A 23,698-nucleotide genomic window follows, 5' to 3' on the forward strand; every position below is an offset into this window, starting at 1 on the left:
CCCCGCCAGCGCGTTCCCGTCACGGCATACTCAACCGAGGTCCCCGCCTGCCACCGGGAGGATGCTGCCCGTCACATACGACGCTTCGTCGGATGCCATGAACACGATCGGCGCAGCCTGTTCGTCCAGGGTGCCGTATCGCTTCAGAAGGGAGGACTCCACGGTCTGATCCACGATGGTCTGGTACCACGCCTTTTCGGTCGACGACTGTGCTTCCGGTCCGCGCTTGACCTTTCTGGGCGGGGCTTCCGTGCCACCGGGGGCGGTAGCGACAACGCGGATACCGTGCGCGGCGACCTCCATGGCCAAGGACTGGGTCAGGGCGTTGACGCCGCCCTTCGCCGCGGCGTAGGGGACGCGGTGCATCCCGCGGGTGGCGACTGAGGAGACGTTGACGATGGTGCCCGCCCCCTGCTCGAGCATGGCCGGGAGCACGGCGCGGCAGGACCATAGGGTCGGGAAAAGCGAACGCCGGATCTCCCTCTCGATCTTCTCCTCGTCGTACTCTTCGTAGGGGCGGGCCCAGATGGTTCCCCCCACGTTGTTGACGAGTACGTCAATCCTGCCGTGAAGGTCCAGCGCCGCGCTCACGGCCTGTTGTGCGCCCGTGAAGGTTTCCAGGTCCACGGTCACGGCGATGGCGGACCCTCCGGACCCTGACCTGTTCGCGGCTTCCCGGATCTCCTGGGCGACCTCGTGAACGATGTCGGCGCGGTCCACAAGGACGACGGCGCCCCCTTCTGCCCCGATCCGCTCGGCGACCTTTTGGCCGATACCTTGGGCTGAACCGGTTACAACCGCCACCTTGCCGGCGAAGCGGCCGGGCGTGACGAACTGTCCGGCGTAGGTCGTAACCATCAGGAAACTTTGCCTTTGGCGTCGATAGCCCCGGACATAGTGCCCTTGGCGTCGCGGGCGTGAGCCATAATGACTTCCCGGGCGCGCTCCTTGTCCTGGAGCTCGAATGCGGCCACGAGTTCGAGGTGGTCCTGGGCGACCCGCTCGAAGATTTCTGTGCCCTTCACGAAGGTCGCTGCCATCTGTGCGTGAACGTCGAGCCGTCGGTATGACTCCAGCAGCATCGGGTTATCGCAGATCGTGAAGAGGTACTCGTGGAACTCTTCGTTGGTCCTTACGTACTGTTCCGGGTCGAGGACCCTGCCCAAGTCGACGGCGCGTGTGGTCGCCTCGGCGAGGCGGCGGAACTGGTTCAGCTGCTCCTCGCTGAGGCGGCCCACCATCAGTTCGGTCACCGCAAGTTCAAGGCCCATCCGCGCTTCCAGGTGGGCGAAACTGTCCTCCTTACGGAATTCAAGCCGGCCGGTCTCCAGTGAAGAAATCGCCTGGACGCGACTGACCGTGTCTCCTTCGGTCTCCAGCTTCTCCACCGGCGCCGGCGCGCCTGTCTCGTCGTCGCCGCCAGTGGTTTCCTTCGGGGCGAAACGCTCGAAATAGAAGTTGGCCGGCCGGATGTCCTCGGTGTCCAGCCACTTGGAAACGGCGTTCACCATGGGCGGCGGACCGCACAGGTAAATATCGACGTCGCCGTCGTTCAGGTGGGACGGCTGAATGATCTGGGTGACATATCCCGTGTGCGGGGCGGAGGTACCGGCCTCGGAGGCGATGTAGTCCCAGGTGAAGCCCGGCAGCTTCGCTTCGTAGGTGCGCAGCCAGTCGAGCCCGACGATGTCGGCCTCACGGGAGACGCCGTAAATCAGGTGGACCGCGGTGGCCGGCGGGTCTTCGGAGAGCTTTTCCAGGATTGACAGGAGGGGCGCGAGTCCGGTGCCGCCTGCGAGCAGAAGGAGGGGGCGCTTTGGTTCGCGGAGGAAGAATGAACCGTAGGGGCCGGTGAACTCAATTGTGTCCCCGACTGCGGCCCGGTCACGCAGGTACTCAGACATCGCGCCCTGCGGGGTTATGCGCACCATGAAGGACGCGTCCGCCCCCTCGGGACCATTGCTGAAGGAGTACGAGCGCTCGGCGTCGGCGCCCGGGACCTTGATGTTGACGTACTGGCCGGGCAGGAACGCCAGGGCGTCCCGGTTCTGCACCTCCAGGGCGAAGGAGATCGTGGACTCCGAGTGCCTGTCCAGCTCTTTGAGGGTCGAGGTGAACGTGGCGGCGGAGGTCTTGGCGGATTCCGAAGTGGCTGGGATCTGGATGGCGAGGTCTGATTCCGGGACGGCCTGGCACGTGAGCAGGTAACCCTTCTCGAGCTCCTCCTCGGTCATGGCGTCGTCAATGTAGTCCCCAGGGTCAAACGAGCCTGAGTCGCAAAAGGCCTTACATGTACCGCAGGCGCCGTCGCGGCAGTCTGAGGGGATGTTGATGCGCGCCTTGTATGCGGCGTCCATGACGGTCTCATAGTCGCCGACCTTGATGACCTTGGTGACGCCGTCCTCGAAGCTGAGGGCTACCTGATGGCCCATGATTTCCTCCTGGCTGGGGCTGCGTCCTCGCAACCCCGAAAGTTAGTGCTGTTATCTCGTTGACGGTGATGCCGGTCAGGATGCTCCTGACTGTGGCCGTGCCATCGGCCACGGCCGGCACGGCATGGCCTCAGACCATGTAGACATCCACGACGTGGTGGATGTAATCGTTCTTCAAGACAACCTTCTTCTTCATGATCACCGGCTCTTCGCCGGAGAGATCGATGGTGTAGAAGCTCGTGCCGAAATATGTGTCTGTGGTGTTGTAGCGGAAGTACAGGGTGAACCAGTTGAAGCGAACCTTCACCTGGTCGCCGTCGTGCTCCAGGATCTCAATATTCGTGATGTTGTGCCCGGTGCGGGGCTCGGGCAGTGACGTCGCCGAGGAACGGTCCGTTTTGATCCGGAACACCCGGTCCTCGATGCCGCCACGGTTGTCGTAGTAGATCAGCGAGATCTCGTTCTGAGGATCCTCTGTGAGCCGATCATCGACATCCCATGCCGGCATCCAGTATTCGGAGTCCGGGTGGTAGCACTGGAGCCACTCGTCGAAATGGCGGTCGTCGAGGAGGCGGGCCTCCTTGTACAGGAACGCACGCACGGTCTCGAGGGCGGCGATGTCCTCCGCGCTTTTCAGCGCGGGCAGGGGGTTAAGTAGGTTGACCATTAATGTTCTGCAATCTCTCTGTGAGTCGGGGCGCTTTGTTAGACAGTGACCGACACGGTTTCGTTGGTGGACGCTTCCGCCTCCGTGAGAGCCTTGTCCATAACTTCCTTCCAGTACCCGTGCTGGATCGGGTAGAGCCCTTCGTCCTCAGTGCGAACGCCAGAGGCGATTACCCGTGTCATGCCCAGCGCCGTGGCCTGTTCGTCAGGGCCGGTGATCTCGTGGGTGGAGCCGCGCGACATGTCGTTCCACGGCGCCGACGTGGCCCAGTAGGTCTTGTTGCAGGAGCGGAACTCCTCGAGGTCGTCCGGTGTCGCCATACCGGTCGCGTTGAAGAAGTCCTCGTACTGGCGAATGCGCTTTGAGCGGTTCTCCTGGGACTCCCCCTTGGGGGCAATGCAGTAGATCGTGACCTCGGTCTGGTCAGCGGAGATCGGCCGGAAGTGACGGATCTGCGAGGAGAACTGGTCCATGATGTAGACGTTGGGGTACAGGCAAAGGTTGCGCGAGATGTTGATCATGAAGTTCGCCATCTCCTCGCCGTACTTCTCGACGAGCTCGTCGCGGCGGTCCCAGAGGGGACGGTCCTGGGGGTTGGTCCACTCCTGCCAGAGCAGCAGGTGTCCGTGGTCGTAGGAATAGAAGCCGCCCTTGACCTTCCCCCATTTACCGGCGTCCATGGCTTTGGTCTTGTTGGCGGAGTCACCGGCACTGCGGCGGGCTGTGGTCGCGGCGTAGTTCCAGTGCACAGCGGTGACATGGTAGCCGTCGGCGCCGTTTTCTGCCTGCACCTTCCAGTTGCCGTCGTAGGTGTAAGTGGAAGACCCGCGCAGTACTTCGAGTCCCTCCGGAGACTGGTCCACGATTGAGTCGATCACCTTAGTCGCGTCTCCCAGGTGTTCCTCGAGCGGAAGGACGTCCGCATTCAGGGAACCAAACAGGAATCCGCGGTACGAGTCAAAGCGGGCGACCTTGGTGAGGTCGTGCGAGCCCTCCTTGTTGAAGGTCTCCGGGTATCCGGCATTGCGGGAATCCTTAACCTTCAGCAGCTCCCCTGAATTTTTGAAGGTCCAGCCGTGGAACGGGCAGGTGAAGGTGGTTCTGTTGTCAGTTTTGCGGCGGCACAGCATCGCGCCCCGGTGCGAGCAGGCGTTGACGATGCAGTTGATTTTCTCGTCCTTGTCCCGGGTGATCATCACCGGAGTCCGCCCAATGTAGGTAGTGAAGTAGTCGCCCACGTTGGGAATCTGGGATTCATGTGCGAGGTAGACCCAATTGCCCTCGAAGATGTGCTTCATCTCGAGTTCGAATATCTCCTGGTCAGTGAAGATTTCGCGTTTTGCGCGGATGACTCCGTTCTCACGATCATCAATCACGGCGTCGGCAAGGACCTCACGGACACGGGTCAGGTTCTCGGTCATCACGTGCTCCTTCTTCGGAGATTGGGGGCGGCAAGCGGCGTCCCGGGGGAACAGGGCTTCTGCCCTCTGAGGAAAAGGTATGTGAGCCATTCTTGCCCAGCGTGACAGCTCTCACATCAGGTAAACCCCTAGGTTCGACCAAGGGTCCTTTTATGTAAGTTTTGATACCGAAAGGAGCGCTAATAGATACTTGTTTCGTCCTTATCCCGCACGTAACCTGAGATGGACGTCACGTGAAGCCGATGGCCCGGCGGGCCCAGCCTGCGCCGGCACGTCGCGGCGGGATAGGAGCCCCTCCTGTCCCGGATTCAAGGATGATATGGAGATCACCATGACCGAGATTCAGGCGGACATCCGCAAAGAGAATGAGGGCACTGCCGTAGAGGCCGGGTCGAAGGCCACCGAGCGCTTCGCCGCCTCGGGCAAGATCGCCGGCCTGGGCGTACCCAAGGAGCGTGTGAGCCTGCTCGCCGGAGCCCTGATCAAGGCTGCCAACGACATCGTCGTTGAGCACCAAGTCACCTATGAGGAGTACAACGCGCTCAAGGCGTGGCTGATCAAGGTCGGCACCGATGGGGAATGGCCCCTGTTCCTCGACGTGTGGCTCGAACACACGGTGGAAGATGTCAATTCCCAGGACCGCCCCGGCACCCGAGGCACCATCGAGGGCCCCTACTACGTACCGAACTCGCCGGTGCTCGAGTCCCCGGCTACTGTGGAAATGCGTGAGGGCGAGGAGGGCACACCGCTGCGCTTCAGCGGCCGCTTCACCGACACCGACGGCAACCCGATCCAGGGCGCACAGGTCGAGATCTGGCACGCGGACGCGGCCGGGTTCTACTCCCAGTACGCTCCGGGCCTGCCGGAGTGGCTCTTCCGCGCTACCGTGAAGGCGGATGACGATGGGCAGTTCACTATCCACACAATGCGACCGGCCCCCTACCAGATTCCCACTGACGGAGCCTGCGGGCAGCTGATCAATGCCGCTGGGTGGCACGCGTGGCGCCCGGCCCATATCCACATCAAGGTCTCCGCGCCCGGATACCGGCCGGTGACGCAGCAGCTTTACTTCCCCGGTGACCCGCACAACGCCGATGACATCGCTTCGGCAGTCAAGCCCGAGCTGATGCTCGACCCCAAGCCGCGCCCCGATGGCGCGGCCGGCGAGGAAGCCGTTTACGACTACGTCCTCGCCAAGGTAGGGCAGTCCAAGTAGCGGACTCCCGTATGCCTTGGCCATGGCGGCCACGGCCAAAGAAGCGTCCCAGAGCAAAAGCTCTGGGCGTTTCTAACGTCTTCCGCCAATAGGCTTCGCCTCGTCTGACCCGAAAGGAAACGCGCCGTTGAAAATCGAACGGATTGAAGTGATTCCCTACTCCATCCCCTACACGCATCCCCTAAAGTTCGCGAGCGGCGAGGTGGCAAATGCCGACCACGTGCTGATCCGGCTGTACACGGACGACGGCGTCGTGGGAGTTGCAGACGCCCCTCCCCGCCCTTACACCTACGGCGAGACGCAGGAGTCCATCGGGACGATCATCGAGAAGACTTTTGCCCCGCAGCTGATCGGCCTCGAGATATTAGACCGCGAGCAGATTCATGCGGTGCTGCGCCGCACGATCCACAACCAGGTAGCGAAGGGCGCCGTCGACATTGCCGTATGGGACGCGCTCGGCAAGACACTCGGCACACCGGTGCATAAGCTGCTCGGAGGGTACACGGACAGGATGCGGGTCAGCCATATGCTCGGCTTCCTGCCCGCGCAGGAACTCCTCGAGGAAGCCTTGCGCTTTGGAGAGGAATACGGCATCACCACCTTCAAGCTGAAGGTGGGCCGCCGGCCGCTGTCACTGGACGTGGAGGCATGCCGTGTGCTGCGCGAGGGGCTGGGTGACGATGTGGAGATCTACCTGGACGCGAACCGCGGCTGGACCGCAAACGAAGCCCTTGAGGTGCTGCGGCGGACCGAGGGTTTCGGGCTCACCCTGCTCGAGGAGCCATGTGACGCAAAGGAAGCGATGGGTCGCCGCCGCCTCGTCGACAAATCCCCAATCCCGGTAGTGGGCGACGAATCCGTCCCGACGGCCGGTGACGCGTCACGGGAACTGCTCTCCGGCGGCTGCAATGCCATCTGCATCAAGACCGCACGCTCTGGCTTCACGGAGGCCACGGAGATCCTCGGGCTGTGCACCGGGCTCGGCGTGGATGTGACCATGGGTAACCAGATCGACACACAGGTCGGCTCGCTTGCGACCATCGCCTTCGGTGCTGCCCACGAGGCCACCAGCCGCCGCGCTGGCGAACTGTCCAACTTCCTCGACATGGCCGATGATCTGCTGGCCGACCCACTCCGCATAAGCAACGGCACGATTGCGGTACGGGATCTGCCGGGCGTCGGAGCAGAGATCGACGACGACAAGCTCGCGAAGTACCGCCAGTCGTAGCCCCCAACCACCAAGGAGAAAAGTAGTGTTGTTTTTGGCCCGGATGGACGTGCAATTCCCATCGCATCTCTCCCCCGAGGACGTCACCCGCATGCAGGGGCTGGAGAAGGAGTACTCCCAGGCGCTGCAACAGAAAGGCCGCCTCACCTCGATCTGGCGGGTGGTCGGCGAGTACGCAAACTATTCGGTGTTCGACGTCGCGTCCAACGACGAGCTCCACGGTGTCCTCAGCGGCTTCCCGATGTACCCCTACATGAAGATCAAGGTCACACCGCTCGCCAAACATCCCAACTCCGTCCGCTAACGGATCTCAGCGGGATCTTCAGCGACTCTTGTTTCATGGGCTTTGGAGGGAGCCAGGCCGTGCGTTTTGGGATGCTAGAACCTGCTCCCCCATGCTTTGCCATCCTTCTGCACTCTTTTCATCGCCTCAGGAGCAACCATGCCCCAACCCGCGAAGGCCCAGTCCACGACCAACAAGGGACCGGGTCCGGCCCACGGAGCCCAACCGCTTTTCGAGCGGCCCGGGGTTGGCCCGGCCGGGATACGCGACTTTCTCCGGGACATCGGCGCCCATTACGCCTCGAACGGGGTCGTCGGACTGGCGTTTTCCGCCTCCGGGCCGATCGCGGTCACCCTCACTGTTGGTTCGCTCGGCGGACTGACGCAGGCCCAACTCGCCTCCTGGGTCTTCGCCATTTTCCTATCGGCCGGCGCGGCGACCCTGCTCATGTCACTGATTTATCGCCAGCCGCTGGGCTTCGCCTGGTCCATACCGGGGACCGTACTGCTAGGGCCGTCCCTGCAGCATTTGTCCTTCCCGGAGGTGGTCGGGGCGTTTTTCTCTGCGGGAGTGCTGATCCTGGCCCTCGGTGCCACCGGAGCAGTCCGCCCGATCATGGCCGCGATTCCCGTACCGATTGTCATGGCAATGGTTGCGGCCGTGTTCCTCCGGTTCGGAACGGACATCGTCTCCTCCACCCGGACCGACCCCGCAGTGGCGGCACCGATGGTGGTGGCGTTCCTCGTGCTCGCCGCCGTGCCCGCACTGGGGAGGCATCTCCCTCCGGTAATCGGCACCCTGGCGGCGGGCGTCGTCGCCGTCGCGCTCAGCGGCCGGTTCGCAATGAAGGGTGGAGGACCGATCCTCGCCGCCCCCGTGTTCACTGCCCCCGAGTTCACTTGGGCCGCCCAGTTGGAACTGGTAATTCCTCTGGCGCTCACCGTACTGGTGGTACAGAACGGACAGGGGGCGGCTGTGCTCAAGGCCGCAGGCCACCGCCCTCCGATCAACGTTTTTGCGGTGAGCTCCGGGGTGTTCTCCCTGCTCAATGCCGCCCTCGGCGCTGTCTCGGCCTGTGTCACTGGACCGACCAACGCGTTGCTGACCTCCTCCGGCGAGAAACAGCGCCAGTACACCGCCGCGGTGGTCTATGGTCTGCTTTCTCTGGTCTGCGCCCTGATGGCACCCACACTCACGCGCCTCATGCTCGCCACCCCCGAAGCATTCATCCTGGCTTTGGGCGGCATCGCCATGCTGCGGGCCCTCCAACAAGCCTTCATCACCGCCTTTGCCACGAACTTCACCTTGGGAGCATTGGTGACTTTCGTCGTCACGATTTCCGGTCTGGACCTCTTCAACATCCATGCCGCGTTCTGGGGCGTGGTCATCGGCTACGGCGCATCCCGCCTGCTCGAGCGCCAGGACCACGCTACGAACTGACGCCGCCGTGCCTGATGCAATAGCCCCACCAGTGCCGGCCCTCGCTGCACGAGTAAAAAGCACTGATGATCGCCCCCCCTGCACGCCAGTCAGACGGCCGGCCGGGAAGAGTTAGAACTCGTTTCTGACTGAGCGATCTCACTAGGTTCTGATGGTGCGAGGACCCTGCTCGTCGGGGGACTTTCATCATGGTGAAGCCCGACCCGAATCGGGACCGTGCGCGGTGCCGTCTCTGTATTCGGAGCCACGCAGCCTGGCCTAACTGGCAGCTCTGGCTGCCCAGCTCACCAAGCCGTCATATGGGTTCTTATCGGCTCACGGGTGCTCCGGGACGTCTCTGCGTTCCGCCATGTAGTCGCCCAACAGGCTGGCGATGAACAGATATGACAGTGTCAACACCCTCTTTTTTTGGGCATTTTGAGCCCCACCATTCGAGTGGGACGGGCCTTTTGGGTGTTGTGATTCCCTCGCCGTCACCGGCCGTCGCGTTGTCCACTTGTGCCGACGTTCCCGGGCTCGCGCTGAATCCGGCGCGGCACTTCTGTCCCGAGCAAGCCGAGGGACCGGATTCAATGAACGTCATAGCCTTGCGACCTCCTTCCAACATCTCATGGGCGGAGACCACAGCAGAAGGCATGGCGCGCACGCCGCCCCAGAGAGCGCGCCCGACAGGGAAGGGGTTCGGCGCGTTCCAGCATGATTTCGGCAGAGCCGGCTTCCGTGAGCGCTCAGATCTGCATCGAGGCGTCCTGACGATTGGTGCTGATCCTCATTGCCTTCCCTTCTGTCTGTCTCGTGTCTCCCTAACGCGTGCTGACACACCGCGGTGAGACCGACTTGTGGCACAGGACTGACGACGAAAAAGGTGCATTGTCGCGCTGGAGGCGGACGCTCCCTTGGAACTAGAGTTCGTGAGACCCGCTGCCACAGGGTGAGGTGGCGTTTGGGCCGATCCTGTAGGTTCCCCAAGAAAAGGAGCAGGCGATGACGACTAACGAGCCCACCAGCCAGATGTCCGGGAAGGTTGCACTCATTACCGGGGCCAGTCGCGGTATCGGTGCCGCCATCGCGACCACACTGGCAGAAGCCGGCGCGCACGTCGTACTGGCCGCACGCGATGTGGACGCCCTGGCCCTGCAGGTCCAGACCCTTACATCCTCCGGCGGGCAAGTCACGGCCATGCGCGTTGATGTCACCGATGAGGACTCGGTGAAAACTCTGTTGACAGGGATCAAGGAGCGCTTCGGACGCCTCGACGCTGCGGTGAACAACGCCGCGGGCGGGGGACGCACTCCGGCGCCCCTGGGCGACTGGGCAAGTAAGGACTTCGACAGCGCAATAGCGGTGAACCTACGGGGAGTCTTCCTGTGCATGAAGTACGAAATCGAGCTAAGCGGCTACACAGCCAGCAAGTTCGGTGTCTCGGGCCTCACCCGCGTCGCCGCACTCGACTACGCCGCCCAAGGAATCCGGATCAACGCGATCGCTCCCGGACCGATACTCACCGACCGGCTCGCTGCGGCCGGCCAAGCCGCCCAGGAGCACGTGGCCTCAACCGTTCCGCTTGGCCGGATCGGCACCCCAGGCGATGTTGCTGCCGCCGCACTCTGGCTCTGCTGGGACCAGTCCTCGTTTGTCACCGGTACCGTTCTTACCGTCGACGGCGGCAGGCACGCGGGAACACCTGCCTTCCACGTCAGGAAGTGACGGCGTCGAGGAGACGTCCGAAACGACCACCGGCCGACCTGGCGCCCATATATGCGCCCGATGACCGGCGGGTCATCCTCGCGCTCGGGGTGTGGTGCCACCAGCGGCTGGGGTCAGACGAATGATCCTCAACAAAGCGGTCACGTGCGGCCTGCACGTTCATCGGGTCGTCAGCCTCCAGGGACGGCAGGAATACGCGGCGGTGGAACGACTTTTGCAACCGGTTCATCTCCGGCTGGTCTGAACCAACGACGAACTTAGGTACTCGACGCGGTGCACCGAAGGCCACGGTGTTGTCCTCCGTACCCTCATCCTCTCCGGGAGTCACTCGGGCGTGACGGGTAAACCCAGGGTGTCGCATCAGATGGCGGAGTGTCGTGGCGAACGCGTGTTTCAATCTTGCTGGTCGGAGGCAACTCAAAGAATTCCCGGGAAGCATAGTGCCGGACCAGCGACCCGAATATGCGGCAGACAGGGGACATTCGCGGAATTAGCTGATGTTGAAGAGTGGGCCGGTGATGCCGGGATTAGTGCCAGCGCCTAAGGCGGCGAACGCTGCAAACATCACAAGTGCGGCCCCGGCCAGTGCCAGATCCTTGTAGAAATGCACCCGTTCCATGGCGCGGTTCTGGGGTTCGCTTTCCTTCCAGAAGGGGTGCATCCAAAAGGCGGTCACCATGAGAAACAGGAAGAGTATCAACGCGCCGAGGTCCGGCCATACCCCAAGCACAACCATCAGCGAACCAACGGCCATCTGGACGCCCGTAGCGACCACGAGAAACTCCGCTGCTGGCACCCCGCGGCTAGCGGCGTAACCGGCCATCATCTTCCGCCTGGTGAGGTGCCCGTAGGCCGACACCAGAAACAGCGCCGCAAAAAGCAGCCGCCCGATTACAACCAGAATGCCCATCGGAACCTCCTGAAGAGTCTCCATTCACCGCCCAAGCGCACCGGCAGCCCGCGCCACCCCGCCGATCCGGCAGGGGTCGCAGCGCTCCCGGCGGTACCGCCGTGCCTATCAGAATCAACAGCCGGTGGGTCGCTAATGTTCCTCAGGGACTGCCCTGATCCAGAGCAGTGACTCCAGTTGGGTGACGTTGACCGGTAGATATGCCACAAAGGGGAGTGCAATAGTGACAGGATGATCAACCAGCAACAGCTCTGGGACGATGACACCGCGAAACGGTACGACACGCCAGGCGAGGGAATGTTCTCCGCGGAGGTACTTGGCCCGACGGTAGAGGTCCTGTCAAAGCTCGCGGGCGACGGTCCGGCCGTTGAGTTTGCCATTGGCACGGGTCGTGTAGCCATCCCCCTCGCGGAGACGGGGGTCCCTGTCAGCGGTATCGAACTGTCTCACGCGATGATCGCCCGTCTCCGTCAGAAGGTCGGAGAAGCCCGCATTCCCGTGGTCCAGGGTGACATGACGGAGGCCGGTGCGGGTGGGAACTTTTCCCTTGCATTCCTTGTCTTCAACACCATCTCCAACCTCTTGACCCAGGAAGAACAGATCCGCTGCTTCCAGAACGCCGCCCGCCACCTTGCACCTGGCGGGTGCTTCGTCGTTGAACTCTGGGTGCCACAACTGCGTTCGCTACCACCCGGACATGGCGGAACCGTCGAGGTGAGCGAGCCCGGGTATCTCCTGGTCGATACCTACGATGTGCTCCACCAGCACGTCATCTCGCATCACGTGCGTTTCGGCGCGGAGCTGTCTGATGGCCGGGATGCCCGGATCGCACGGACACCGCACAGATATATCTGGCCCAGCGAGCTCGATCTCATGGCCCGGCTGGCCGGATTTGAGCTGGAATCCAGGTGGGCAGACTGGGACCGGAGCGTATTCTCCGCGGAATCTCGCAGTCACGTGTCGGTGTACCGGCTCGCAGCGCACTAAGGGATTCTGTTGGGTTCACGAGCACAACGAGGATCAACACCCCGCCCGACGCACTCCAGCTCCTCGTTGGCGGCCCGCTCGAGACCGTCATCCACGGCGACTGGCAAGTCTGCCTGAACGCCGAAGGAATGATCAGCAGTCTTCCCTCAATGCTGCGGGCCGCCCAGCTACTGTACGACTGCGGCCTGAATCTGTCCGGCTTGGTAAGTGGCGCCGCGGTCTTCTGGGTATGCATTGTTCCGCCTCCCAGTGAATGAGGCGTAGCAGACCTTCCTGCCGCCGGAACTGCAGGGCCTTGACTGTCTCCCCCTCCCGGGGCCACTCTGCAGGGGTCCGGCAAGTTTCATCGATGAAGAGGACCACCACCATGGGCCCGGCAGACCAGGACAACTTCCGTGAGCACCTCTCAAGGGTCGCTGAACTCGCTGCGCAGCTTCGGGTGGACTCCATCCGGTCGAGCACGTCCGCTGGATCCGGCCATCCGACGTCGAGCATGTCCGCCGCCGACCTGCTGGCGGTCCTCGTCACCCGCCATCTGCGCTATGACTGGGACAACCCGGACCTGGACGCGAACGATCACCTGATCTTCTCCAAAGGCCATGCCTCTCCCCTGCTGTACTCCGTCTTTAAAGCGGTGGGTGTCGTCTCTGACGAGGAGCTCATGACGGGCTACCGCCGCTTCGGCCAGCGCCTGCAGGGGCATCCGACGCCGGTGCTCCCGTGGGTGGATGTCGCGACGGGTTCGCTGGGGCAGGGACTCCCCGACGGTGTAGGCGTCGCACTGGCCGGGAAATACCTTGACCGGATCCCCTATCGGGTGTGGGTGTTGTGCGGTGACAGCGAATTGGCGGAAGGGTCCATCTGGGAAGCCCTGGACAAGGCTTCCCACTATGGCCTCACGAACCTGACCACCGTCGTCGACGTAAACCGGCTGGGACAGCGGGGCGAGACCGAACTCGGCTGGGACATGGAGGCATATGCCCGTCGGGTTCGGGCTTTCGGCGCCCAGCCCGCCATCGTTGATGGTCACGATCTCGGCATGATCGACGAGGCCTTCTCTACCGCGGCAGAAGCACCCGAGGACAAGCCGGTTGTCATCCTGGCCAAGACCGTCAAGGGAAAGGGTTTCGCCCAGATCGAAGACAGCCCGGACTGGCATGGAAAACCCTTCCCGCCCGATATGGCTGAGAAGGCGATCGCCGAACTCGGCGGACAAAGAACGCTGACCCTGCGGGGGCCTCTTCCAGAAGAAGGGTCAAAAGCGAACATCGATGCTCCGGGGGCAACCCTTCCCAGCTACAAAACGGGAGAGAAGGTCGCTACGCGAAAAGCTTACGGCGACGCTCTGGCGGCCCTCGGCGCCAACGATCCCACCGTTGTTGCCTTGGACGGCGAAGTCAGCAATTCAACCCATGCAGACGAATTCGCCAAGGCGTTTCCCGGCCGGTACTTCGAGATGTACATCGCCGAGCAGCAGCTTATCGCCGCCGCAACCGGGCTCAGCACCCGGGGATATAAAGCCTTCGCTTCCACCTTCGCCGCGTTCCTCACCCGCGCCTATGACTTCATCCGCATGGGTTCCATTTCCGGCGTCGATCTTCGCCTCTCCGGCTCTCACTCCGGCGTCGAGATCGGCGCCGACGGCCCCTCACAGATGGCACTGGAAGACTTGGCAATCATGCGGGCCGTGCATGGTTCCACTGTCCTCTACCCCGCCGACGCGACCAGCACAGCTGCCCTGGTGCAAAGCATGGCGGAGACGTCCGGCATCAGCTATCTCCGAACCACCCGCGGCGCTTACCCCGTCCTCTACAGCCCAGCAGAGCAGTTCCCAGTCGGCGGTTCAAAACTCCTCCGGTCCTCCGCCAACGACGACGTCACCCTCATAGGTGCGGGGGTCACCCTTCACGAAGCCCTCAAGGCGGCAGAAATCCTCAGCGAAGAAGGAATCCGGGCCCGCGTCATCGATTGCTACTCCATCAAGCCCATCGACGCAGAAACGCTGCTCACCGCCGCAGGCGAGACACAGGGGCGCGTCATCGTCGCCGAAGACCACCACCCGGAAGGCGGCCTGGGATCGGCGGTCAAGGACGCATTACTCATGGCACCACCACCAAGTGATTTGTCCATTGCGCACCTGGCAGTCCGCGGCATGCCCGGGTCCGGAACCGGACAGGAGCTCCTCGCCTGGGCAGGCGTTGACGCCCAGCACATCGCCGAGGCAGCCCGACACCTGGTCAAGGCAGGCATCCTCGTCGGCCCCGATGGACCGGCCCTTACTGACCAAAAGCCTTGAACCGTGGTCTATCGGAGACACCGGACGGAAGCGAGAAGCTCGTCCGGCGGCCGACCTTCATGGGACAGGACCCCGCACGGGCGCCGGTTGAGGTCAGCAGCGACCGTGGCGAGATCTTCTGGGCTGTGGACACTCAAGTCTCAGCCTTTCGGGGAAGTAAGCGCCGCGAGATAACGGCCCATATATCGCTGCGCTTCACTTTTTAACCAGCGGAATTTGAGACAGGTCCTTCCCCGACGGAATGCGCGACAGTTGCTGGCCACGCAAAGCTTCAGGTTAACCAGGTCGCGGCGTGCCAACAGGTGTCTCTGCTCCCGGCGCTGATCCGGTCTATCACTCGGTCACAGTATCGGCATGGCGATGGGCCACTTTCCACTCGCCACCCTCCCGCCGATACACCTGGGTTGACCGCAAGGTGTATCTGCTCGGCTCACCGTTGATGGAGGTCGAGGTGTGCTCCAAGCCAGCGGTGTAGGCCATGGAACCCGCCACGTCATACGCTTGAAGCTCGAACGCGTACGACGTGCAGTCGGAGAAGCGATTTTCAAGGAAGATGAAGGTCTCTTCGATTTCGTGCAGGCCGTAGGAGTTGCGTGAGAGTGCACCTAGGATGCTGACGGGCTCGTTGCTGGACCAGATTGCCCGTCGTGGGGCGGCATCGCCATTGTGAAGGGCAAGCTCTGCCTGATAAAGCGTTGTCTTGACCCATGCGAGAAAATCGTCTCGGTCGGTCATCCCGCCAATCTACCCGCACCGCACCGCCCATGCAATGGCTTTGAAAAGCACCTGCGGCGGGGTACGGGTCTCCATTCGTCGCCAAGTTGCTCCGGAACCCCTTCAGCCCGCGCCCGGCCATCTTCTCCTCCTAGGCGATCAGAGTCTCGCAACCTTCCCGCCTTGAAACGCCGCGAGGAGCGTCGCAGTAGAGGGATGGCTGCTTTCTAGTGTGCTCCTCGCTCGAGATCGGCTAGTTCTGATTCGAGTTGCTGGGTCAGGTTCCTTAGGCGCCGGATGTTCTCTTGGGAGACGCGCCCGGGTTGCGTTGTGACTTGTGCATCGACGTCGAAGACGGTGTTGGGGCTATGCCAGACGTTGAACCATTCGAGACCGTGGCCGAGAGCGTCGCGGGTAACGCCTTGAAGCAGGAGCAGCGGTTCCCGGGTGTTGATGTTCAACTTCCGGGCCAGGTCATGATCTGAAGACACTGCCTGAACCTGGCGGGGTCCACCGGCGGGGTGGTATCCGTGGTCGCGCATCAGGCTTAGGAGTGACGCGTTTTCCAGCAGCTCTACAGTGAAATGCGGGAAGAAGTCGCGGGGGACCCAAGTTCGCATGAAAGCCACGGGAAGGTCATCGAGGTAGCGAACCCGCTCGATTTTCCAGGTATTGGTGGTGTTGAGGGCCTCCACGCCGGCCAGGGGCGGCTCCGATGGTTCCACGGCGAGGACGTGAGTGCGCAGGCGCTGGCCGTGTGCTGCGGCTTGTTCGTCCAAGCCGCCGGCGCGCTGCACGTGTCGGCGAAGGACTGGTGTTGCGGCTACGACGCTGCCTCGGCCGCGCTGCCGGCGAATCAGGCCGAGGTCGGCGAGGCCGGACAAAGCCTGGCGAACCACGCTGCGGGAGACGCCGAACTGCCTTTGCAGCTCCTCTTCGGTAGGCAACGAAGAGCCCGGGGACAGCCCCATATCTACGATCTGACGGTGCAGGATGTCCCGGATTTGGGCGTGGAGAGGACCTCCGTCCTCCCGGTTCAGAGGGCTGGTGCGTCCGGCCTGCTCTGCTGTTGTTTCTGCTGGTTCCAAGCTCACGTTGACTCCTCTGCCGCTGTGCAAATCTTAGCCCTCTCGCTGCTGCCCCTGGCTGGGCGGTGACGATAGGTGGCCTTGACGTGACCTACATCTCCCATTATTGTACGTATCAAAGGTACGTACAACTTTGGTTCCTGGATCACAGGAAATGCCGTGAAACCGAAGCCCGAAGTCACCTGCTTGAGCCCGCATCGGCGCGTGAGCGAAGTGAAAGTACCTGCAGATGACAGTCGGATACGTAAGTTTCAAGTCCCCCCGAATTGGAGAGTCCATGCGCGATCCGCGCTCGGTGCGTTGCACCTACTACCTAGAATCCGAAATTGACCCGGAGAAGGCCGCGGCCATCATGGCCGGCGAGCAGTCGAGTGGCACGTTCTTGCCGGTGCCGGGCGAATCCGCCCGGATCCGGGAGCGGCACGCCGCGCGCCTCGTGGATGTTCAGGAGCTCGGCTTTTGCCGCCCCTCCCTGCCGTCACGGGCAAACCCCGAGAAGGTCCGTTCGGCTCTGGTGACCGTCGATTTTCCGATGGAGAACGTCGGCACCGACCTGGCGACCCTGCAGACAGCAATCGCAGGCAATCTCTTCGAGCTTGGCGATCTTTACGCCTGCCGGTTGCAGGACATTGTTCTGCCGGAGGACTTCGTAGCGGCCCACCCCGGCCCGGCTTTCGGGATCGAGGGGACGCGCAAGCTCATCGGTGATGTTCAGGGCGTGATGGTCGGCACCATCGTCAAGCCCAATGTGGGTCTTTCCGAAGAGGAATTCCGGCTGGTGGTCCGGGATCTGGCGATGGCATCCATCGACCTGATCAAGGACGATGAGCTCATGACCGATCCGGCTTATCTGCCGTTGGAACGCCGGGTCGCGGTCGCCACAGAGGAAATCCGCGCCGCCGAGCAGGTCACCGGCCACCCCAGCATGTACGCCTTCAACATCACCGGTGATCTCGCCGGACTGCAAAAGCGCCACGACCTGGTGGTTGAAGCCGGTGGCCGGTGCGTGATGCTGAACATCCCCGTGATGGGGATGCCGGCCCTGGCCCTCCTGCGCAGCTTCGCCGAGGTTCCCATCCACGGCCACCGGGCAGGCCTGGCCGCCTCCATGCGGTCCAAGGCCCTGGGCATGGATTACCGGGTCTGGCAGCAGATGGCCCGCCTCGCCGGCGCCGACCACCTGCACGCCAGTGGGCTGGGCAGCAAGTTCTACGAACTCGACGAAGAGGTCGCGTCGAACATCCGTAGCCTGCTCGAACCCCTGGGAGAGACGATTACACCGCTTCCGGTCCTGTCCTCCGGGCAGAACGTCACCACTCCGGGCCCCACCTTTGACGCGGTGGGTTCCACGGACCTGATGATGCTCGCCGGCGGCGGTGTCGCCGCCCACCCGGATGGCCCCGGCGCCGGAGTGCATAGCCTTCGCCAGGCATGGGAAGCGGCTGTGGAGGGCGTACCCCTGCAGACTGCAGCGGACAAGCTGGCCCGAACCGGGGACAATGCACTCCTGCACGCTGTCCAGACCTTCGGGAAAGGCGCCTGACATGCCCGCTTTCGGTTTCGTCGCGGACGACCTCACCGGAGCCGCCGACGTCCTCGCCCAGTCCCACCGCTACGGACTGGAAGCAGCCCTGGTCATCGGAGACGCACCGCTGCCCGCAGACACCGACGTCGTCGGATTCGCGGGACCCGCGCGCTCCCTGTCCGGAACCGCGTTCGACAATCTGGTCAGCAGGGATCTGGCGGGCATCGCCGCTCTGAACCTGGAGGTGCTGCTGTACAAGGTCTGCTCAACGTTCGACAGCTCCATCACTGTCGGCAGCATCGGCCGCGGGATCCAGCTGCTCCATGAGCAGTTCGCCCTGCACGGGGCTATCCCCGTGGTGCCCGCCCAGCCAGGTTTCGGCCGCTACACCGCGTTCAGCAACCACTACGCCACCCACGCCGGCCAGATCTACCGGCTGGACCGCCACCCAGTCATGTCACAGCACCCCTCCACCCCCATGCACGAAGCCGACCTGCGCCTGGTCCTGGCCGAACAGCTCGGCGGCGGAGAAGTGCCGGCGGCCATCCATCTGCCCGCTTATGATGACGGCGCCTTCAAGGACGCCTGGGCGGACCGGCGGCGGGAACCCGGGGCGCAGGCCTTCGTGGTCGACGCCGTGGACGAACGCCAGATGGACGCCGTCGCCGAAGCACTCACGCGCGAGGAACATGGTCACGGTCCTTCCATCGTGGTGGGATCCGGCGGCATCATGGCAGCATTGGCCCGGTCCATCTCCGACCAGGCTCCCCGGACACCAGGACCGCAGCAGCCCTCGGGACCCGTGCTGGCCGTGAGCGCCTCAGCCTCCAGCACCACAGCGGAGCAGATCAACGACGCGCTGTCCCGTGGCTGGGAGGACGTTCCGGTACCTGCCGAGCTGCTGCAGGACCACGACGGGGCTGCCGTGGCTGCCCTCGACGAACGCGTCTCGGCCGCACTTCAATCCGGCCGCAACGTCGTCGTCCACACCACCCGGGGCGCCGGCGACCCACGCTACGGAGTCACCGGGCCAGTGGACGCCGGCTACGTCGGAGCGCTCATCGGCGGCATCGCCGCCCGGATGGCCGGCGCCGGACTCACCCGGGACATCGCCGTGTTCGGCGGGGACACCTCCAGCCACGCACTCATCGCCATGGGGGTGAGCCAGCTACGCGTCTCCGACCAGTTCGTCACCGCGGGCCCCATACTGCGGGCCGACGGCGCGTCCGCCGTCGCCGGATGCCGCCTGCTGCTCAAGGGCGGGCAGGTCGGCCCCACCGACATCCTGCGCCGCTTCGCCGGCCAGATCTCCGGCTAAATACCCCACCAAGCATCCTCCAAGCATCTCCAGAACCAACGAAAGGCGGCCCCCCATGCGGGCAGTAGTCAAAAACGCAGCAGAGCGAGGCGTCACGTACGTCACCGACGCCGGCGACCCCAAGGCAACAGAAGGCTCAGTCGTCATCGAGGTAGGTGCCGCATCCCTCTGCGGCACCGACCGGGAACTTTACGAATGGACCCCCTCCGCCCAGGCCTTCAACCTCAACCTCCCCGTGACCCTCGGCCACGAAGGCGCGGGCACCATCGTCGAGGTCGGTCCCGGCGTCACCGGGCTGCAGGTCGGCGACCAGGTTGCCCTCGAAAGCCACCTGACCTGCGGACAATGCTTTCCCTGCCGCACCGGTGACGCCCACACGTGCGAACGCACCGGGATCCTGGGCATGCACATCGACGGCGTCTTCGCCGAATACGCCGCCGTCCCGCAGGACATCTGCGTCAAGCTCCCCACCGGCCTGTCACTCGAATCCGGTGCCCTGCTCGAAGCGGCAGGCGTCGCCGTCCACGCCATCCAGCGCGCCAACTACTCCGTCGCCGGACGGGCAGTGCTCGTCAGCGGCGCAGGACCGGTCGGCCTCGTTGTCGTGAACCTGGCACTGCTCATGGGCGCCTCCCACGTCATCGCCGTCGACCCCAACCCCTACCGCCGTGCCCAAGCCGAAAAACTCGGCGCGACAGCCCTGCACCCCAACGACGGCATCGTTGAACGCTGCCGCGAACTCACCGGCCGCCGCGGCGGCTTCGACGTCGCCTTCGAATGCTCCGGAGCGCCGGGTACCCTGACCACACTCTTCGAAGCCGTGCGCCGCGAAGCGACCGTCATCACCGTCGGACACCCCAGCCGCCCGGCCGAGGTCGACATCGCCGCCTACATCAATAAAAAAGGCATCACCCTGCGCGGAATCTTCGGACGCCGGCTCTGGGAGACCTGGGAGCAAAGCCTGCTGCTGCTGGACTCCGGCCGGCTGGAGCTCGACTGGCTCATCACCCACCGCAAGAAGCTCAGCGAAATCGACGAAGCCGTAGAGCTGCTCACCGGTGATGCCTGCAAAGTCCTGCTCATCCCAGGCCTCGGCTAACCCCAAAAGCAACGGAACTGACGGTCTGAACCGCAGCTCCCAACCACTCAGCTATACACAGGAGAAATCAATGACGATTCCCATCAAGAAAGCCCTTGAACGAGTCCCCGGCGGAATGATGCTGGTGCCACTTGGCATCGGCGCCGTCATCCACACCCTGGCGCCGGACGCCGGCAAGTTCTTCGGGTCCTTCACCGGGGCCTTCTTCACCGGCCTGGCACCGCTGCTGGCCGTGTTCTTTGTCTGCCTTGGCGCGACACTCGAGGTCAAATCAACGCCCTACATCCTCAAAAAGGGCGGCGTACTCCTCGGCTCCAAAATCCTCTTCGCCATCCTGATCGGCATAATCGCCGGCCGCTTCCTCGGAGAAGCCCCCATTGAATCCGGGATCCTGGCGGGCCTGTCAACGCTCGCACTCGTCGCAGCCCTGAACGACACCAACGGCGGGCTCTACATTTCACTGATGGGACAGTTCGGGCGTAAGCGCGATGCAGGTGCGTACTCCATCCTGTCCCTCGAATCCGGCCCCTTCCTGACCATGGTCACACTGGGAATCGCCGGTCTCGCCGCATTCCCCTGGCAGGCGCTCGTCGGCGCCATCCTCCCACTGGCACTGGGCATGCTCCTGGGAAACCTCGACAAGAACATGCGTCATCTCCTGGCCCCGCTGGTACCGGCAATGGTGCCGTTCCTGGGCCTCGCCCTCGGCCTGACCATCAACCTCAACGCCGTCGTCGAAGCCGGACTGCTCGGCATCGCCCTTGGCCTGTTCGTGGTCTTCGTCGGCGGCGCCGTGCTGCTCCTCGCCGACAAACTCACCGGCGGCGATGGCGTAGCGGGCCTTGCCGCAGCAACCACAGCCGGAAACGCCGCCCTGGTTCCAGCCATCATCGCCACAGCCAACCCTGTCTACGCTCCGGCAGCAGAACACGCCACCGTCCTGGTCGCAGCCTCGGTCGTCGTCTCCGCAGTGCTCTGCCCACTCGTGACCTCAGCATGGGCAAAGAGAGTGCAGAAGAAATTGATCGCAGAAGAGATGAACAACAACCCGACCGAGGAAAAGTTGGTACCCAGGCACGCGGTAGAACCCCAGAACTGAACCGGGCCAGCACTGAGTAAGCGAGCGGGGCGTGCACTATGCACGCCCCACTCGTTCTCACCGCATCCGCCAAGAAATGCCGCCCAGTCAATGCGGAAGCCCGGGTCGCGAAGCATCCGTACTGAAGCTAGGCGCCGTGCGGAAAGCCAGTCATAAAAGGAACAACAATGATTGCGGACCCACAAGTGGCCGATTCGCCAACGATTTCAGCCGGAGCTCGCCCACAGAGCTATCACAACTGGATCCACCTCAACCCGGGCGACAGAATCATCGTCAAGCGGAGCGGATTCGCACCTGAACAAGGCACCGTGGACGAAGTCAGCGATGACGCCAGCTACTTCTGGGTCTGGATCGACGGCCAAAGCCGAATTCTGATCTTTCACGGCGATGGGTCAGCCATTCACAAAGTCCTTCCTTAGCCTTTCACCAAGTCCTTCCTTAGCCTTTCACCTCCGCGGGTCATCCCGGCTTGCGATAAGACAACGCCTCAAAACCCTAGTGTTTCGAGCCACCTGGCTAATGAGACACATGGCCCCGGAAAAGAGGGGGCAGCTGCTCCTAAGGGCATCCCGGTCTGCACCAATGCCGAACGCGCGACTGGTGCCCACCTTTGAAGGTGCTCCTACACGCCCGCCAGTGCGGACCGCGCGGCCGGGTCTTGACGCCATACTTGTATTTTGCAAGTATGGGCCGCATGAGCCTTTTCATCACCTGCCCGGTCGAGAGCGTCGAGCGCGCGACGGCCTTCTACACCGCCCTCGGCTGGACCCTCAACCCCGAGATGTCCGATCACAACGTGTCATGCTTCGCGATCGCGCCCGAGCAGTACCTCATGCTCGGCAGCCGCGAGATGTATGCGAGCGTCGGCGGCGCCGAGGAGCTGGTCGGCGGACCCGACACCCCCTCGAAGGTCTCGGTCTCGTTCGACCTCGGCAGCCGTGAGGCGGTCGATGAGCTCGTCGAGCGCGCCGGTGCAGCCGGCGGGCGGATCGGTGATATCGACGACTTCCCCTTCATGTACCAGCGCCAGTTCGACGACCCTGACGGCTACCACTACTCGCCGTTCTGGATGAAGCCGGACGCCGATCCGACCGTGTGAGCGACCTCGCCGCGGCCCTCGATGTCGTTGGAGCACGGTGGGCCCTGCTCGTCGTGGAGCGGCTGCTCGACGGGCCGCAGCGCTACGGCGATCTGCAGCGCGACCTCGGAGTGCCGACGAACATACTCGCGACCCGCCTGCGCGAACTCGAAGCCGCCGGGGTACTGTCCCGTCTGCCCCTCCGGCACAACACCCGGGCCTACGCGCTCACCGATCGCGGGCTTGCCTTGCGTGAAGCGATCGTCGCGCTAGGACGCTGGGGTAGCGAGGAGGCCTAGGCGTGGCGCGGAATCGCGGTACGCTCCGACGAACTCCTCCGCGGCTACCGTGCCGACGCCAGTCGTGCCGCCACCCTGATCTGGATCAAATCACACTCGATCAACACGGCCTAAAGAGCGCCTCAGAAACTTAAAGCTTCCTAAGACACCCGCGGGCAGTCCCCCGGGACCGTACCTAACCTCGATATGAACGTTTACCCCGCGCGATGAAATGCACGGTGAAGGTGCCCTAAACGCTACACCCTCAAATTTTCTCAAAACCCTAGTGTTTCGAGCCACCTGGGTAATGAGACACACCTCGGTTAGAGAAGGGTTCGGTTGCCGCAAGGCATCCTCTTAGGCGCCGCACTCGTCGTCGCCGCCGCGAACGGAGTCTTCAGTTCAACGTCCCAAGTGGCACCTTCGCCGACCCCCACAACGACGGGCAACCGAAGCGAAACGTCTATCTGATCTTGTTGCTTCCAGCTCCCGCCGAGCGGTAGTGTCGCCCCTCTTGCGTCACGATCAACGGGCGCTCTGCCCTTCCTGCTTCATTTGCCGGCTTGCTGGCCCTGAAGACCCAGGTGAGGAGTCGGCCTGTCCCCGTCAGAGCGAGCAAGACGCAAAGAGCAGCGACATGGAGCAGGAACATCAGCGCCGCCACCGTGAACGTGCCAAGAAACGCCACGAGAAGACCTATCGTCCGGAGATCATCCATCACACTTCGGACCCAACTGCCCGGGCCCTACCCGACGGGCGGATGCTGCTGCGTGGTCGCCAGGATGGCAAGGTCGTGGATGAGTCGCTGCACTTCGCGTTCACGGCCCTGGGAAGAAAAGACAGGAGCCGCCGGTGGTCCGGCGGGACAGCGGGGGGCTGGTTTTGGGACAGACGCCACCGAAGCCGGCTCCT

General features: G+C 63.4%; 22 protein-coding genes. 14 read left to right on the top strand and 8 right to left on the bottom strand.

Annotation, left to right across the window (positions count from 1 at the left end):
- Positions 1-30: 30 nt before the first annotated feature.
- The 4 genes from G9E11_RS20425 to benA all read right to left on the bottom strand — a co-directional run bounded on the left by G9E11_RS20425 (position 31) and on the right by benA (position 4,520).
- Entirely contained in the window at positions 31-858 is an 828-nt protein-coding gene (locus G9E11_RS20425; protein ID WP_190609133.1) for a 1,6-dihydroxycyclohexa-2,4-diene-1-carboxylate dehydrogenase, read from the bottom strand.
- Positions 858-2,432, bottom strand: a complete 1,575-nt coding sequence (benC, locus tag G9E11_RS20430) for a benzoate 1,2-dioxygenase electron transfer component BenC (RefSeq protein WP_190609134.1) — start codon at positions 2,430-2,432, stop codon at positions 858-860. The genes G9E11_RS20425 and benC overlap by 1 nt, the downstream gene beginning before the upstream one ends.
- 130 nt (positions 2,433-2,562) lie before the next feature.
- Positions 2,563-3,099: a benzoate 1,2-dioxygenase small subunit gene (benB, locus tag G9E11_RS20435; protein ID WP_190609135.1), complete on the bottom strand. Its 537-nt coding sequence runs from the start codon at positions 3,097-3,099 to the stop codon at positions 2,563-2,565.
- A 38-nt stretch (positions 3,100-3,137) separates the two neighbouring features.
- Positions 3,138-4,520: a benzoate 1,2-dioxygenase large subunit gene (benA, locus tag G9E11_RS20440; protein ID WP_190609136.1), complete on the bottom strand. Its 1,383-nt coding sequence runs from the start codon at positions 4,518-4,520 to the stop codon at positions 3,138-3,140.
- Positions 4,521-4,839: 319 nt separating this feature from the next.
- On the opposite strand from benA, the gene catA reads away from it, so the two are divergent.
- The 5 genes from catA (at position 4,840) to G9E11_RS20465 (ending at position 10,394) form a co-directional block, all read left to right on the top strand.
- Positions 4,840-5,736: a catechol 1,2-dioxygenase gene (catA, locus tag G9E11_RS20445; RefSeq protein WP_190609137.1), complete on the top strand. Its 897-nt coding sequence runs from the start codon at positions 4,840-4,842 to the stop codon at positions 5,734-5,736.
- A gap of 127 nt (positions 5,737-5,863) precedes the next feature.
- Positions 5,864-6,964, top strand: a complete 1,101-nt coding sequence (locus G9E11_RS20450) for a mandelate racemase/muconate lactonizing enzyme family protein (RefSeq protein WP_190609138.1) — start codon at positions 5,864-5,866, stop codon at positions 6,962-6,964.
- Positions 6,965-6,989: 25 nt separating this feature from the next.
- On the top strand, positions 6,990-7,268 hold the full coding sequence (gene catC, locus G9E11_RS20455; protein ID WP_190609139.1) for a muconolactone Delta-isomerase: 279 nt from the start codon (positions 6,990-6,992) through the stop codon (positions 7,266-7,268).
- A gap of 138 nt (positions 7,269-7,406) precedes the next feature.
- Complete coding sequence (locus G9E11_RS20460) at positions 7,407-8,687, top strand: benzoate/H(+) symporter BenE family transporter (protein ID WP_190609140.1); 1,281 nt, start codon at positions 7,407-7,409, stop codon at positions 8,685-8,687.
- A 984-nt stretch (positions 8,688-9,671) separates the two neighbouring features.
- Positions 9,672-10,394 (top strand): SDR family NAD(P)-dependent oxidoreductase, encoded by a 723-nt coding sequence (locus G9E11_RS20465; RefSeq protein ID WP_190609141.1) that lies wholly within the window; start codon positions 9,672-9,674, stop codon positions 10,392-10,394.
- On the opposite strand, the gene G9E11_RS20470 is transcribed toward G9E11_RS20465, so the two are convergent.
- Positions 10,384-10,722: a hypothetical protein gene (locus tag G9E11_RS20470; protein ID WP_190609142.1), complete on the bottom strand. Its 339-nt coding sequence runs from the start codon at positions 10,720-10,722 to the stop codon at positions 10,384-10,386. The genes G9E11_RS20465 and G9E11_RS20470 overlap by 11 nt on opposite strands.
- Positions 10,723-10,884: 162 nt before the next feature.
- Positions 10,885-11,304 (bottom strand): DoxX family protein, encoded by a 420-nt coding sequence (locus tag G9E11_RS20475; RefSeq protein ID WP_190609143.1) that lies wholly within the window; start codon positions 11,302-11,304, stop codon positions 10,885-10,887.
- A gap of 231 nt (positions 11,305-11,535) precedes the next feature.
- Between G9E11_RS20475 and G9E11_RS20480 the strand changes: the two genes are divergently transcribed.
- A complete protein-coding gene (locus tag G9E11_RS20480; RefSeq protein WP_190609144.1) occupies positions 11,536-12,291 on the top strand; it encodes a class I SAM-dependent DNA methyltransferase in 756 nt (251 codons plus the stop codon).
- A 349-nt stretch (positions 12,292-12,640) separates the two neighbouring features.
- A complete protein-coding gene (locus tag G9E11_RS20485; RefSeq protein WP_246469070.1) occupies positions 12,641-14,587 on the top strand; it encodes a transketolase in 1,947 nt (648 codons plus the stop codon).
- A gap of 333 nt (positions 14,588-14,920) precedes the next feature.
- On the opposite strand, the gene G9E11_RS20490 is transcribed toward G9E11_RS20485, so the two are convergent.
- Together G9E11_RS20490 and G9E11_RS20495 are read right to left on the bottom strand one after the other, a co-directional pair.
- Positions 14,921-15,322, bottom strand: coding sequence for a nuclear transport factor 2 family protein (locus G9E11_RS20490; protein ID WP_190609145.1), 402 nt, complete (start codon positions 15,320-15,322; stop codon positions 14,921-14,923).
- Between the two features lie 206 nt (positions 15,323-15,528).
- The gene (locus G9E11_RS20495; protein ID WP_311764439.1) at positions 15,529-16,395 is read right to left on the bottom strand and encodes a GntR family transcriptional regulator; all 867 of its coding nucleotides are present in this window, start codon (positions 16,393-16,395) and stop codon (positions 15,529-15,531) included.
- 271 nt (positions 16,396-16,666) lie between these two features.
- Between G9E11_RS20495 and G9E11_RS20500 the strand changes: the two genes are divergently transcribed.
- From G9E11_RS20500 to G9E11_RS20530, 7 genes are all read left to right on the top strand, one after another.
- Positions 16,667-17,932, top strand: coding sequence for a RuBisCO large subunit C-terminal-like domain-containing protein (locus G9E11_RS20500; protein WP_190609146.1), 1,266 nt, complete (start codon positions 16,667-16,669; stop codon positions 17,930-17,932).
- A gap of 1 nt (position 17,933) precedes the next feature.
- A complete protein-coding gene (locus tag G9E11_RS20505) occupies positions 17,934-19,232 on the top strand; it encodes a four-carbon acid sugar kinase family protein (protein WP_190609147.1) in 1,299 nt (432 codons plus the stop codon).
- Between the two features lie 55 nt (positions 19,233-19,287).
- Positions 19,288-20,331, top strand: a complete 1,044-nt coding sequence (locus tag G9E11_RS20510; RefSeq protein WP_190609148.1) for a zinc-dependent alcohol dehydrogenase — start codon at positions 19,288-19,290, stop codon at positions 20,329-20,331.
- 70 nt (positions 20,332-20,401) lie between these two features.
- A complete protein-coding gene (locus tag G9E11_RS20515) occupies positions 20,402-21,430 on the top strand; it encodes a 2-keto-3-deoxygluconate permease (RefSeq protein WP_190609149.1) in 1,029 nt (342 codons plus the stop codon).
- 167 nt (positions 21,431-21,597) lie between these two features.
- On the top strand, positions 21,598-21,849 hold the full coding sequence (locus G9E11_RS20520; protein WP_190609150.1) for a hypothetical protein: 252 nt from the start codon (positions 21,598-21,600) through the stop codon (positions 21,847-21,849).
- Positions 21,850-22,124: 275 nt separating this feature from the next.
- The gene (locus G9E11_RS20525) at positions 22,125-22,529 is read left to right on the top strand and encodes a VOC family protein (RefSeq protein ID WP_190609151.1); all 405 of its coding nucleotides are present in this window, start codon (positions 22,125-22,127) and stop codon (positions 22,527-22,529) included.
- Complete coding sequence (locus tag G9E11_RS20530; RefSeq protein ID WP_190609152.1) at positions 22,526-22,807, top strand: winged helix-turn-helix transcriptional regulator; 282 nt, start codon at positions 22,526-22,528, stop codon at positions 22,805-22,807. The genes G9E11_RS20525 and G9E11_RS20530 overlap by 4 nt, the downstream gene beginning before the upstream one ends.
- Positions 22,808-23,698: the final 891 nt, after the last annotated feature.

This window comes from Arthrobacter ipis (assembly GCF_014694315.1).
GTDB lineage: Bacteria > Actinomycetota > Actinomycetes > Actinomycetales > Micrococcaceae > Arthrobacter > Arthrobacter ipis.

Coding starts and splice junctions, on each gene's coding strand:
- G9E11_RS20525 (WP_190609151.1), top strand. CDS start 22,125: ATGAGCCTTTTCATCACCTGCCCGGTCGAGAGCGTCGAGCGCGCGACG.
- G9E11_RS20515 (WP_190609149.1), top strand. CDS start 20,402: ATGACGATTCCCATCAAGAAAGCCCTTGAACGAGTCCCCGGCGGAATG.
- G9E11_RS20520 (WP_190609150.1), top strand. CDS start 21,598: ATGATTGCGGACCCACAAGTGGCCGATTCGCCAACGATTTCAGCCGGA.
- G9E11_RS20505 (WP_190609147.1), top strand. CDS start 17,934: ATGCCCGCTTTCGGTTTCGTCGCGGACGACCTCACCGGAGCCGCCGAC.
- G9E11_RS20480 (WP_190609144.1), top strand. CDS start 11,536: ATGATCAACCAGCAACAGCTCTGGGACGATGACACCGCGAAACGGTAC.
- G9E11_RS20510 (WP_190609148.1), top strand. CDS start 19,288: ATGCGGGCAGTAGTCAAAAACGCAGCAGAGCGAGGCGTCACGTACGTC.
- G9E11_RS20460 (WP_190609140.1), top strand. CDS start 7,407: ATGCCCCAACCCGCGAAGGCCCAGTCCACGACCAACAAGGGACCGGGT.
- catA (WP_190609137.1), top strand. CDS start 4,840: ATGGAGATCACCATGACCGAGATTCAGGCGGACATCCGCAAAGAGAAT.
- G9E11_RS20425 (WP_190609133.1), bottom strand. CDS start 858: ATGGTTACGACCTACGCCGGACAGTTCGTCACGCCCGGCCGCTTCGCC.
- G9E11_RS20500 (WP_190609146.1), top strand. CDS start 16,667: ATGCGCGATCCGCGCTCGGTGCGTTGCACCTACTACCTAGAATCCGAA.
- benB (WP_190609135.1), bottom strand. CDS start 3,099: ATGGTCAACCTACTTAACCCCCTGCCCGCGCTGAAAAGCGCGGAGGAC.
- benC (WP_190609134.1), bottom strand. CDS start 2,432: ATGGGCCATCAGGTAGCCCTCAGCTTCGAGGACGGCGTCACCAAGGTC.
- G9E11_RS20465 (WP_190609141.1), top strand. CDS start 9,672: ATGACGACTAACGAGCCCACCAGCCAGATGTCCGGGAAGGTTGCACTC.
- G9E11_RS20485 (WP_246469070.1), top strand. CDS start 12,641: ATGAAGAGGACCACCACCATGGGCCCGGCAGACCAGGACAACTTCCGT.
- benA (WP_190609136.1), bottom strand. CDS start 4,520: ATGACCGAGAACCTGACCCGTGTCCGTGAGGTCCTTGCCGACGCCGTG.
- G9E11_RS20475 (WP_190609143.1), bottom strand. CDS start 11,304: ATGGGCATTCTGGTTGTAATCGGGCGGCTGCTTTTTGCGGCGCTGTTT.
- G9E11_RS20490 (WP_190609145.1), bottom strand. CDS start 15,322: ATGACCGACCGAGACGATTTTCTCGCATGGGTCAAGACAACGCTTTAT.